Below are 12832 nucleotides of genomic sequence, written 5' to 3' on the forward strand. Positions count from 1 at the left end.
CGCGGTTTCGCATACCCTGCGAACGGCGCATTGTGCCGCGAGCAGACGGGCGTTCGTGCCCGTGAGCAGGTCGGCGAGCAGTGTGTCACTCGTTGCAGTTGGTACTATAGTTCGTCGGCGATCACACCCAGCAACTCGACGAGTTGTCGCGGTAGCAAAAACTGCTCTCGAACGTGTTCATGCGCGTTGTCGCCAAACTTTGCCCGCCGAGCATCGTTCTTGAGAAGGGTAGAAACCCGCTCGCCAGCACCACTTGCGTCGTCAGCATCGACGAGATAACCGGTTTCTCCATCGACGATTTGCAGTGGGATACCGCCGACGTTCGAGCCCACGACTGGTGTCCGCTTCCAGAGTGCTTCCGAAACGACTAGCCCGAAGCCCTCACGCAGCGACTTTTGGATGACGACGTCCGACTCGCGCTGCAAGACGTTCACGCCACTGTCTGGTAAATCGGTCAGAACGTGGACGTTCGGATCGGCGGCCGCCGCCTCAGCGACCTGTTCGTACAACTCTAGTCCCTCCGGATCGTCGCCGGCCATCCCGCCGACCAGCGCCAACTGCAGGTTGGGTACGTCCTCACTGGCCCGACGATACGCCTCGAGCGTGCCGAACTGGTCTTTCCACGGGTCGAATCGAGAGATTTGCGTGACGAGCGGGTCCTCGAACGAGAGGGGATCCAATCGATTGCGCTCGGTCGCCACCGTCTCTGCGTCGAGTGTCTGATTTTTCTCCGTGACTGGGTCAATCGACGGATAGATGATGCTCGTTTCCGGAACCGCAGTGTCGCCGACGTAGGCAGATCGGCTAAAAATTGCGTGGTCAACCTGCGCCGTGTATTCGGAGATGAACGTCAGGTACTCATCGGTTGGATCGGTGAGATCGATGTGACAGCGCCAGACGATCACGGCCTCTGGCATCGTCGCCTCGAGGTGATCGAGTAGCCCCAACGGCTGTGGATCGTGGATCACCACGAGATCGTACGTGGCTTCGCCCTCGAGTTCAATCGCATTTTCCTCATTGACGGCCCGGTAGGTCGCTTTCATTTCCTCTGTCAGCGGGGGGCCGCTGCCTTGCAATGCGTTGTGCATTGCTTTTGTCACCTCGAAAAACTCGTCGGTAGCGTCCATGACAAACCAGTCGGTGTCGATCCCAAGATCGTTGCACAGTGGCACAATCGACCGGAGGAGTTCGGCCACTCCGCCACCAGTCGCAGTCGAGTTAATGTGTAGGACACGGCTGTCGGTCAACGCCTCAGCCAGCGATCGCAATCGCTCGAGACGATCCGATCCCGTCACATCGATGTATGCGTTGATCGTTCGATCCGGGTGTAATGGCGCGTGCATCGTCCTGTCCGTCCTACAACGACCGGTAGTATCAGTTGTGGGGGGACCACGAACCAATGTGTCAGTTCGACCGCGAGAGCAAGACGGTGACTCGAGAGAGCAGATCGTGTCATGAATCGCCACCCTATCTCACCTGCGGTACGGTGCGCCTCGCCGTGGGGCGTAATTTGATCACACAATAAATTGACATATGTGTGGGATAAAAATAATATAAAGATATCCAATTCAGGTTCCTACCTAATTTATGACAGGGTGAGGGATGCGTTGTCGACAGTGACATTCATAGCCAGAACGGTGTTGTATTGGGTTCAGTTAGTCAGTATAGTTGTTGTGAAACGTAGTTGCGCCAACGTCATCATAGGGCTCACTCAGCATTTCAAACCCACACTTGTAGGTCCTGTATCTTGGGTCTACAGGCGTTTCATATCGTTGGCCGCTGGTAGACGGATCGCCACCAACGTATTGCCTGTATCGTTCGTCAATAAGAGAAATCACCAGCTTATTGAGTATACCATCGCAGTGATTTCCTATTTCTATCTTCTCGCTCTATGCTCCGAACTTACTATCTATCTACACTTAATCATAACTGATAGGTGAGTATTATACACACCGATAATTTCCCAAATCGAGGTGATGAAACCACTCCTATTTGTACTGTGCCTGACTACTCACACTGTGGGTTACTGTATACCTCTGGAAACGAGTAGTATGAGGCGGGACGGTGATCTGAACACCAGAAACCCCACCTCAGCGGTTAAAACGTTCCGTTGTACACCGTCTGTTTTCCGTGGCTAAACGCTTAAGTGGGTTTATGCGAAAATAGTATACATGACATCTGGTCCCACATCTCAAGAGACAAAACGGATCGATGCCGTCCAGACGACACTTGACATTGTTGAGGCATTACAGACCCTTCAGGGAGCGGGTGTAACGGAAATCGCGACTCATGTTGGCGTCACGAAAGGAACAGTCCATAACCACTTAGCTACACTCCAGGCAAACGACTACGTAATCAAGGACAACGAGGACACGTACCAACTTGGCTTCCGATTTCTTGATACTGCTCACCACGCTCGCAACCGGATCGAAATATACGATCTCATTACGCAGGAGTTGGATAAATTGGCTGAGGAAACAGGAGAGATGGTGTTGTTTACCGTCGAGGAACACGGTAAGGGAGTGTGTCTCTATCGATCATTCGGTAAACATGCTATTGAAACCCCGTTGTACGTCGGCTATCGTTCACACCTTCATCGGACCGCCGTTGGGAAAGCCATCCTCTCACAACTATCGCCAGAACGCGTTGACGAAATTCTTGACCAACACGGCCTGCCCGGCGTCACAGAACATACGGTTACTGATCGCGCCGAGTTGTTCGACGAACTCGAGACGATACGAGAGGAAGGAATTGCGTACAATCGTGAAGAGACGATTCAGGGCCTCATCGGTATTGGTATGCCGATTCTCAATCACGACAAAAAGATCAACGCTGCTATTAGCGTCATCGGCCCGGTAAGTAGAATCGATGAGCAAACACTCAACGAAAACATTCTCGAGTCAATCAGACAGCGATCGAACGTCATCGAAGTCAACTCGACGTCTGTATACAATCCAGACCTCTGAGCGACTCTCTCACAGCTGAACTATAGAACCAACTCAACGATGTATACACTGCTCGCCGACCTGCTCACGGGCACGAACGCCCGTTCGCACGATTCACGAATGTGACTCGAGGGCAGTGTCACTGTCGCTGACCCAAATCATTATTAGCGCGGATGGACCAATCCTACGTATGCAACTCGCATCGTTGATAGCCGTTCGTTTGGGTCGGAGGAACAAATGAATCGCGCAGATGAACAGGACTCACTCCGAATCGGGATGCTCTCGAGTGCACACGTTCACGCCAATGCCTACGCCGATATCGTAGTCGCACAGTCGGATCTCGAACTCGTCGGGATTGCAGATGACGATCCCGAACGGGGGCGAAAGTTTGCCGAGCAGTACGGTACGCAGTACCGTGACCGAGACACTGTTCTCGAGGATGCTGACGCTGTGATCGTTTGCTCGGAGAACGAAAGACACGTGGATTGGGTTGAAAGTGCCGCAGACGCGGGCGTCGATGTACTTTGTGAGAAGCCACTTGCCCCGAGGGCATCCGATGCATCGTCGATCGTCACTATGTGTGAGGAGGCGGACGTTACACTTGGGGTTGCGATGCCGTTGCGATTCTCCGAACCCGCACTCGAGGCAAAAAGCGCCTGTGAGGCGGGCCGCATCGGTTCGATCGAGTACCTTGTTGGAACGAACCGCGGACAGATGCCCGGCGACTGGTTCACCGATCCTGACGCGGCTGGTGGTGGGGCAGCAATCGATCACACCGTCCACATCGTCGATCTGGTTCACTGGTTGACCGACGAACGCGTCGCCGAAGTCTACGCGGAACTCGGCACGAGATTTCACGATACCGCAGTCGAGGACGTGAACATACTCTCGATGGAACTGACTGACGGAACGGTGTTTACGCTTGATGGCTCTTGGAGTCGCCCCGACGAGTGGGACTTCTGGGGCGACGCGACGATCGATATCGTTGGTTCTGAGGGAACAATCGACGTCGACTGCTTCGATCAAACGTACAAACTCACTCGAGACACTGGTGACGATAGTGGAATTGCGTCGGTGTACTGGGGATCGGATCCGAATTATGGCTTGATCCGTAACTTCGTCGAGGTAGTCAAATCTGACACAACACCCGAAATATCTGGTCGGGACGGCGTCGATGCCGTCGCAGTCGTTGATGCGGTTTACGAATCGGCAAAGCGCGGTGCACCCGTTAGCGTTGCGTACCCGGAACTTGAATCGTAGGGTGAGTTCGTACTGAGAGCGGCTTTCTACTGTTTCGGTTTTGAATCCGCTGCGTCCAACTTACCACTCGAGCAGGACGCCCATCGCCTCAGATCGGTCCTCAAGCAGCGTCTCGTAGATATCCGCTGCGTCGGCGTAGTCCGCGCGGTGGCTGATGAGATGGTCAACGGAGAGGTCGCCGTCCTCGACGAGTTCGAAGAACAGTTCGGCGTGTCGATGCTGAGTCCAGGGATTTTCTGGTGTTGCAACGCTTGGATGTGAGGAGTTGTGCGCGCCGATGATGTGGTAGCTCGGGCCGTTACAGAAGTCGTGAAAGTCGAACTTCGTCTCTCCACGTGGGCTACTCAGTACAACGAATCGACCCTGTTCTCGCAGAACATCGAGTTCGTCGGTGAGTACAGCCGGATTCCCGGTCACCTCGAAGACAACGTCTGCCAGTCGATCGTTCGCGACCTCTCGAACGGCGGTTTCCGGGTCGGTTGCAGATGGATCTACTGTTTCGATTGCCGGGTCGTCGGGGACGTACTCGAGACGCCTTGTCGCGACGTCCGCGGCGATAACAGGGCGAGCACCAGCAATTCGGCAGTACTGGACGGCAAACTGTCCAAGCAGCCCGAGACCGTACACCGCGGCGGTTTCACCCCAGGTGAGTTCGCTTCGGCGTACGCCGTTCATCACAATCTCTGCGATAGTAAAGAAGGCCGCTTGATCGTCGTCGACACCGTTGGGAATGGGACGGCAGTGATCGGCGCTGGCAACGGTGTAGGCCGCGTGTGGACCATACGTGCCGACACGCTGGCCGATCTCAAGATCAGTCACCGCGGTGCCGATTTCGACGACCTCGCCGACGTTGTTGTAGCCTGGCTCGAACGGATACGACGCATGTTCGTCCCAGTACGATCCCTCGGGGTACTCGCCGGAGAGAACCGTCAGTTCCGTCCCCGTACTCACCAGTGTGCGTTCGGTTCGGATCAGGACTTCGTCGGCGTCGGGCGTTGGTCGTTCGCGCTCTTCGATCGTAACTGCATTCGGCTCATCGAAGACAATTGTCTCTGAAGTCTTGTTGCGTGCCATCGGTGCTGTACATTACCATGCCACTGCACCCCCATTAAGTTATCCCGTTTGCTCACGCCGCAGTTGTCCATTCAGAACTACTGCCCACGTGGATAGATCGCAAGAGAGTGCTCGAGTGCCGCGACCTGTTGATCCGACCAGTGGCCGTCACGATACGCCGAGCGCACGCTCGGGATCTGGGTCGTGGCCGGATCCAGGATGTCTGTACCACTGCCCGTCGCCATAGTGCGTGACGACGCCAGTTGCGGGTCCGTGTCGACACGTTGCTATTGCCGTTCGACACGGAAGGCAGGGTGTATCAGACGCATAGCATCGGTCGAAAACCATACCACTATCGGCGAGCGTGTCAATGGTTGGGGATGTCTGGCGACTGTAGCCGTAACATCCGAGGTGATCAGGTCGTAGTGAATCTACGTCGACGATGAGTACCTTCATGCGTTGTGGTTCACTGCAAATTCGCTTAGCGGTACTGGTGATTTTGATCCCTGTCCGTGATGTTCTGTTTGTTGCCCAGCGTTTACTATGGGTGAACAGTGTTTGTGTCTCTATCTCAGGATTTTTGCTAACTACCAACAAGACCACATCTCCCAGCATGCCAACGCAACTATTTACATAGGTACCTATGTAAAAACTTGTACGTGATCCCGTCACACACCCTCGTTTTTTATCCAGTTCGTCAGTTTTTGAGCACTGCGATCACATAATTCCGACTACTGTTTGTGTTATATTTCTGTATGTCTGTTGCTGTTAATGTCTCCAAGCCAAAATCACGTCGGTGAGGCTCATTTTCGCTCTTTGTTTAGGAGAACTGAACGCCAATCGTTCGTACTCACTTGGTTCTGGTACTGATACTAGTTCGCTTCTCAGCACATTGGGCCATACATCGGATTGAATTCGCGGCTGACGTAACTCCCCTCGGCGTTTAGCAGACCTAAACGAGCATGTCATTTGTCACCGTGGGTCGTCCGTGTCTTGGTGGTTTGCCTCTTATACTGCCCATTCACTGTCTTCTACACCGAGATGCAGGTCGCACGAACGGTTCGATATGCAGACTTTATCCATCAGCGTTGATTCGCTGTGTCCTAATCATCTTGGGTAGTACGGCTGCGGACCTGCCACTTCGATGAAAATACTCGAGTGGACATAGGTACGTGTCCCGCTGAACCGACGACTATCGTGAGCTAGACAATAGGCTTATATCCGTGAACACGAAATGATTTTCTGACAATGCCTGTCTATAGACTCGCTGTAGACGGTGGTGAGGGTGCTCGGATCGGTCCTGTCGATCGGGCGTCCGACACCGTAACGTCGACCACCGTCGCTCTTTCGACGATTGCGAACTACCTTCCTGGTAGGTCCGTGGGATCGATGCGACAGTCCGATCCCCCAGTGAAACACACAGTTGACCGCTCCAAAAATAATTCTTCGAGTAGGTGGGACTGAAATATGAGCCAGCAGCGACGCGAAATCGGCTACATCGGTCTGAACCACCACCACGCCGAACCCTACCTCAAGAGCATTGAGGATCTGCCTGTCGAGATTACCGGTGCGTGTGAACCCGACGAGTCGGTCGCCCTCGATTCAATCGACGGACTCGAGGCGATTCCGACGTACCGATCGGTGACTGAACTCCTTGATCGCGAACAACCCGATTTGGTCTGGTTGACACTGTCCAACGAGCAGACCCCGGAGGTCATCATTGAGGCGGTTGAGCGCGGTATCGACGTCTTCACCGAAAAGCCGGTTGCCAGAACGGCTGCCGACCTTCGGCCCGTAATCGACTCCGTCGAGGAGTCCGAGGCGACCGTCGGTGTGTCGTACTCTTGGCGTGGGCATCCGATCGCGCAGGAACTTCGAGATCGAGTAGAGGAGGATTTTTTCGGCGACGTTCATGCCTTCGAGACGCGGTTTCTCACCTCAAAACCGGCCTACCGAGATACAGACCACTACCTTTTCGACCGATCGGCGAGTCGTGGCGGGATCGTTCAGTGGCTCGGTATCCACTGGATCGATCTCTTACCGTGGATTCTGGACGATCCGATCGAGCAGGTCAACGCCTCGCTCAATTCCCGCTCGGATGCCATCGACGTCGAAGACGGCGCCACGATCCAGTTCGAAACTGAATCCGGGGCTCTCGGCACGCTTCAGTGTGGGTATTATCTCCGCGAGGAACGGTACGACACGCACGTCGCGATCTACGGCGACGAGGGCAGAAGTCGGTGGGATCCTATTGGTCGCCAGTTCGGCTTCGACGGCGAAACAGAACTCGAACTCGAGTCGGTAACCGAATGTTGGGACGGGACCGCAAAACGGACGATCAACTACGACTATGAGCCACAGGACGGCTACGGTGGCGAGTGGGGCCTCGAATTCCTCGAATTGTTCCTCGAGGCAATGGACGAGGGGAATCCCGTTCCTGTTTCGCTTGAGGATGCACTCACCGTCCTCGAGGTACTCGACGCAGTCTATGAGTCAGCCGAGACCGATCAGTGGGTTTCCGTTGGCACCGAACGGTCGGTTCCGATCGAGCAGGACTGATGGTGATCGTCGCGATCCGGTGGCAGTCTTTCGGGTAGCTTTCTAGTCACAGTATGGCAGCACCAAGTGCAATGACCGGAGGGATTAATAGCTGACCGGCGCAGATACGGTGTATGTCTGGTACTGTTTCGCACGAGGCGATGCTTCAAGCCGGTGTGGCGAGCAAAAATATTACGCCGGATGGCCCGGTTGAGATGAGCGGGTATGGTGCACGTGAGGGGCTGTCGAGTGGTGTCCATGACTCGCTCTCTGCATCGGCGGTAGTGTTCGATGACGGTGCAGTCACGGTTGGGCTCCTCTCCGTGGACGTGTTGAACGTCTCCCGCGAACTTACACACCAAGTGCGTCAGTCGCTCGCCGATGATGGGATCGTACTCGATGGTCTATTCATTGCCGCGACACACACTCACGCTGGCCCGTATCTTCCCGCCAGAGCACTGGACGTGAGTCCGCCGCTACAAGCCGAGACTGACGTGTCCGACACGGTCGCATCCATTGAACGGGGTCTCGTGGCCGCACTCACCGCGGCGTACGAGCGCCGGGAGGCAGCAACCGTTCGAATCGGCCACGATAGCGAGACGACGGTCCCTGAAAATCGCCGCAAGACTGGTGGCGTCAGCGGAAACGTTCGGGTTCCGTGGGGAACGGTCGACCCCGAGGTAACCGCACTGCTGATTGAGACGGCGTCTGGTGAACGTGCGGTCGTCTACAATTTTGCGTGCCATCCAGTCTGTACGACCGCCGGCGAGACGGAACTTTCCGCAGACTGGCCCGGATACGCGCGCCGTCGCATTCGAGCGCAGTATGGCGACGTTCCGGTCCTGTTTCTCAACGGTGCAGCCGGCGACATCAACCCATCCGGCATGGATTCCGATCGAACCGGCGACGCTGTGTACGAGTACATGGCTGAAATCGGAACGAGCGTCGGCGATGCAGTCTGTCGTGCACTTGAGGCCGCGACGAACTCGACTGCGGTAACGATGCGACGACCGCCAATCCAGATCGATCAAGCAGACGTCTCACTTCCGGTCAAAGAAACGCCGCCGGAATCAGTGATTCGTGACCGGATCGCAGACCTCGAGAGCCAGCTGGAGCGCCTCGAGGCGAACGGCGACCAGGTTGGCCACACGAAACTCGCACATAATCACCAGTATGCCGAGGAGCTACTCGCCATCGCGCGGTGGGATGTGACACACCTTCCGACGCATATTCCGTACATCGAACTCGGCGAAGTGGGTCTCCTTGGTATGCCTGGCGAAGTTTTCGTTCGTCATGGCCTCGAGTTGAAAGCGCGCACTCGAGTGTCGACGCTCGTTCCTGCTGGGTACGTCAACGGGTATATTGGCTACGTTCCGCCGCTTTCAGCCCTAGAACAGATTGGATACGAGGTCCGGACAGCAAAGATTGCACCTGAGGCGGTCGTTAGGTTCCGCGAGGCAACCTTGGATCTCATCACGTGAACATGTCTGTGGAGTACACCGAGTGACTCATGTGGGTCTCTCTCTGTCAATTCCAACGTCACCGAGAGCCGTCTCGTGGTCGTACTAGTATATCGGTCTGAAAATTCGTCTCACCGAGCGTGTTTGTAGGCGATGGCCGCGTACACGATGTCCTCTCGAAAAAACAGGCTAGAGGATGAACGGCGAGGCGAGCCAGAGCAGGCACAGTGTCGTGGGTACGGTGCTGACGTAGAGCGCTTCCCGCAACGAAACGTCACTGATCTCTTCGACGACGGTTGCCCAGATGTAGCCGCTGTAGAGGACGAACGGGATGGCCAGAACTGTTGCCGCGATGAATATCGGATCGCCGAGTGCGCTATCAGTATAGCTCTGGTACGCCTCGAGTTCGTACTGAAACGCCGAGAACGACGGTTCAGCAGGCTCTTGTGCACCCTGTAATGCGTATAGTTGGCCGAGACTTTGAATGAGTCCCGCGGCAATAAGCGGAACGAGTCCCCATCCGGTGAGTCGAAAGAGCAACCCGGGCGGGAAGTAGCCTTTCACGAACCGAGCAGTGTAGTAAATCGCGACGGTTACGACGCCCCAGATGACGAACGGGAGAAGCAGTTCGACGAGCGACAACACTGCAATTGGTGCACTAACATGGCCATACCCGTCTCCGATCACTGCGACCGTGCCTGCATGTCTGATCGCGAATGCAAGTCCAACGAGCAACGCAATGATGCTCTGTGTACGTATTCCGGGGTACTTTGACTGTCGCTCGACGAACGCCTGGGGATTTGTTACCAAACGGGCAATCATCTGGTTAACATGGAGAGGCCGATGCCGTATAAATTACGGTATATTGTCTCCGGTTAACATGTTTGTACTGAGCTATCTCCGAACCGGACTCGATAGAATGGGTGCAATGTGCAAACAGTTATTACGGTCTATCTGGATTACCTCGTGTATGGCGACACAATCGTTCGCGGAGCCATCGTCATCGATGGAACGTGCGGTCGAGTCAATTCAGGAATATGCGATTGTCGCGTACCCCTTGCTAGCTGGACTCAGCCTCATTGTACTGGGTCTCGTTTTCCAAGCTGTGGGTCGAGGCACGGAAGCTGGTGTTTCGGCCGCGAGTGGACTCATCATCTGTGCGATCACGATCTTCGTTTACGGACTGTTCTGGGCACTTGGTCGATACGGTCACTAACGCACTAGGAATGGTAGCCCGATATTCCGATGCAACCGCGGGACAGTTCGCAGTCGCATTGGAAATGACTTCCAAGAGATGGGATATCGATTTGCTCTCGAGCCACGAATCGGTTGGGACTGCCACTCTATCATATTCATTAATGTACAATAATCGCTCGAAAGTTTTGCGAAACGTGAACTAATCTCGTACAATATCTCTCCTTTGTTGATCTTCAAGCGTTAGCCCAGGATACTCGACAAACGGGCCAAAAGCTCTGAGAAAAGGAAATATTCGGCATGCTAGTATCGGATATCTATGCAAAGGTTTAATTAGGTTGTGCCCCACTCGTACAACTGAACGTTAATGTCCAAAGATAGCCCTGTGGTCGAGCGTGTAGGCTCGACACGCAAGCGTACGGTCAATCGCCGACAGATGCTCGCACTAACTGGAACGGGTGCTGCCGGTTTACTCGCGGGTTGTTTCGGTGGGGGAGATGATTCGAACGGTGACGGACCAGATGACCTTGTTTCAAACGAGTTCGTCACGACTGAACTCGCCGCTCAAGAAGACGTCCAGTTCAATCCGTTCAATATCACTCTGCCAACGGAGTGGAGTATCGGAATGCCGGTTTTCCCGCAGATGGCAGCTGACTCTCGAACGCATGGAGAGTACTATCCAATTGGTATCCGTGAATGGACTATCGACGACGAGCAGGTGACGGCAGAAGTCCAGGATGCACTTAGTTGGCACAACGGCGATCCAGTAACAGCCGATGATGTTGTGCGTTCGATCAGGCTTGCAGCACTTGCTAACGAACCAGTCGAACAGTACGTCGACGATCCTCGAGAGGATATCTATGCCGATGGGGAGACGACCGTGATACTCGATCTCAACGACGAGTATAACCCTGCACCGCTTATCGGGGATGCCTTCTGGGAGATGCCGATTTTCGCCCACGAAGAGCTCTACGGTGACATCGAGCAACAGTACTTGGACGCAGACTCCGACGATGACGTGGACGATGTGAGCGCGGAATACGCGGAGATGACTGTCAGAGCTGACGAGTTAGAACCCTACGCGTGTGGGCCGTTTGAAGTCGAGGATGTCGACACGCAAGGCGCACACTTCGTCAAGTATGATGACTATCCATGGGCTGAAATCCAACAGACGTTGGAGGACGATCATGGGCTCGACCTCTCTGATTACCCTGACGAGTTGAATTACGAACGACAGTTCAGTCGCTTCTTCGGTGAACGTCCGGCGCTTCATCAGGCGGCAATTCAAGGCGACATCGACGGTGGTGACGGGTTCGAAATTGACAGCCAGGAGGAACTCGAGAGCGAGTATCCACCGGAATCTGAACTCAATCCTATCGTCGGTGGGTGGACCGACGGCTTCGTGTTTAATCTTCGTGACGGAGAGTACGCCGACCTGTGGCGCGATGAACGTGTTCGACAGGCATTTGCACACATCCTCAACTTCGATGGCATCAACGGCCAATACCACGGTGACTGGGGTGAAGTTGACCGTGAGTTTAGTGGTATGTCGCCACCGATGGAAGAAGAAGGGTGGGTTGATGATGACTGGAATGATCAACTGACAACCTATGATGAGGATTGGGACCGCGCCGAGGAACTGTTGCTGGATGCTGGCCTGACGGAAGAGGATGGCGAATGGTACACTCCTGATGGGGAACCGTTCGAGGTTCCGTGGTCGGCGCCATCGACGGTCCAATGGCAGGTCGATGGGATGGAGTACGCTGCATCGAACCTATCGGAGTTCGGTATCAGTTCGACTGTCGAAGTGATCGAGGGGACGACGTACTTCGGACAGACAATCCCGAATCTCGACTACGAGATTGCGCGTGGGTTCATTGGCTTCGAAGACATCGTCAACGGCTGGGAACTGACGTGGATTCGAGACGACTCTGAGCAAGAAGAAGACGACCCATTCGCGAACTACATCTCGGAGCCATACGGTGAACCCGGTATTGAGGTTCCGCCGGTAGGAGAACCCGATAGCGATGACACGATCGAAGTTGAGCCGGTTGAACTGTGTGATGAGTTGCTTCATACGACGGATGAGGAACGGATTCAGGAGATTACGGAAACGCTCTCGTGGACGTTCAATCAGACCGTCCCCAAACTGCCCGGTGGAGCCGGTGTGTACAACTGGTATATGACTCAGCGGTGGAACTACCCCGATGATTTCGGTGAAGATCCACTGGCTGGACTGATGCCATATACGTACACCCTCCCGCAAATCGGTGCGATATCGGCAAAGACTAACGACGAATACGAATATTAACTAATTGCGGGTGTTTATCGATCTTTGATGTGTTTGTCACTATTACTGTGACAATTTGTCCACATCGAACG

Annotated in this window: 10 protein-coding genes and 1 pseudogene; 6 read left to right on the top strand and 5 right to left on the bottom strand. The window is 54.7% G+C overall.

Annotated features, from left to right (window positions below; all coding sequences use genetic code 11):
• Positions 1 to 104: 104 nt before the first annotated feature.
• Complete coding sequence (locus tag G6M89_RS16590; RefSeq protein WP_165162993.1) at positions 105 to 1343, bottom strand: glycosyltransferase; 1239 nt, start codon at positions 1341 to 1343, stop codon at positions 105 to 107.
• A gap of 828 nt (positions 1344 to 2171) precedes the next feature.
• Here G6M89_RS16590 and G6M89_RS16595 point away from each other — a divergent pair.
• Positions 2172 to 2966, top strand: coding sequence for an IclR family transcriptional regulator (locus tag G6M89_RS16595; RefSeq protein WP_165162994.1), 795 nt, complete (start codon positions 2172 to 2174; stop codon positions 2964 to 2966).
• A gap of 216 nt (positions 2967 to 3182) precedes the next feature.
• Entirely contained in the window at positions 3183 to 4205 is a 1023-nt protein-coding gene (locus G6M89_RS16600) for a Gfo/Idh/MocA family protein (protein ID WP_165162995.1), read from the top strand.
• 60 nt (positions 4206 to 4265) lie between these two features.
• Here the strand turns inward: G6M89_RS16600 and G6M89_RS16605 are convergent, their stop codons facing one another.
• From G6M89_RS16605 to G6M89_RS22795, 3 genes and pseudogenes are all read right to left on the bottom strand, one after another.
• Positions 4266 to 5279 (bottom strand): zinc-binding alcohol dehydrogenase, encoded by a 1014-nt coding sequence (locus G6M89_RS16605; protein ID WP_165162996.1) that lies wholly within the window; start codon positions 5277 to 5279, stop codon positions 4266 to 4268.
• 77 nt (positions 5280 to 5356) lie between these two features.
• On the bottom strand, positions 5357 to 5503 hold the full coding sequence (locus tag G6M89_RS22405; RefSeq protein ID WP_241175431.1) for a hypothetical protein: 147 nt from the start codon (positions 5501 to 5503) through the stop codon (positions 5357 to 5359).
• Between the two features lie 52 nt (positions 5504 to 5555).
• Positions 5556 to 5873: pseudogene (locus G6M89_RS22795) on the bottom strand (sulfatase-like hydrolase/transferase); the annotation flags it as partial.
• Between the two features lie 852 nt (positions 5874 to 6725).
• Here G6M89_RS22795 and G6M89_RS16615 point away from each other — a divergent pair.
• A complete protein-coding gene (locus tag G6M89_RS16615) occupies positions 6726 to 7817 on the top strand; it encodes a Gfo/Idh/MocA family protein (protein WP_165162998.1) in 1092 nt (363 codons plus the stop codon).
• A gap of 113 nt (positions 7818 to 7930) precedes the next feature.
• Positions 7931 to 9277, top strand: a complete 1347-nt coding sequence (locus G6M89_RS16620; RefSeq protein WP_165162999.1) for a neutral/alkaline non-lysosomal ceramidase N-terminal domain-containing protein — start codon at positions 7931 to 7933, stop codon at positions 9275 to 9277.
• A gap of 168 nt (positions 9278 to 9445) precedes the next feature.
• Here G6M89_RS16620 and G6M89_RS16625 read toward each other — a convergent pair whose 3' ends face one another.
• The gene (locus tag G6M89_RS16625; RefSeq protein ID WP_165163000.1) at positions 9446 to 10078 is read right to left on the bottom strand and encodes a YIP1 family protein; all 633 of its coding nucleotides are present in this window, start codon (positions 10076 to 10078) and stop codon (positions 9446 to 9448) included.
• Between the two features lie 148 nt (positions 10079 to 10226).
• Here G6M89_RS16625 and G6M89_RS16630 point away from each other — a divergent pair, with 148 nt between their 5' ends.
• Together G6M89_RS16630 and G6M89_RS16635 are read left to right on the top strand one after the other, a co-directional pair.
• Positions 10227 to 10472 (top strand): hypothetical protein, encoded by a 246-nt coding sequence (locus G6M89_RS16630; protein ID WP_165163001.1) that lies wholly within the window; start codon positions 10227 to 10229, stop codon positions 10470 to 10472.
• Positions 10473 to 10817: 345 nt separating this feature from the next.
• A complete protein-coding gene (locus G6M89_RS16635; RefSeq protein WP_165163002.1) occupies positions 10818 to 12761 on the top strand; it encodes an ABC transporter substrate-binding protein in 1944 nt (647 codons plus the stop codon).
• Positions 12762 to 12832: the final 71 nt, after the last annotated feature.

It is taken from the genome of Natronolimnobius sp. AArcel1 (assembly GCF_011043775.1).
Taxonomy (GTDB): Archaea; Halobacteriota; Halobacteria; order Halobacteriales; family Natrialbaceae; genus Natronolimnobius.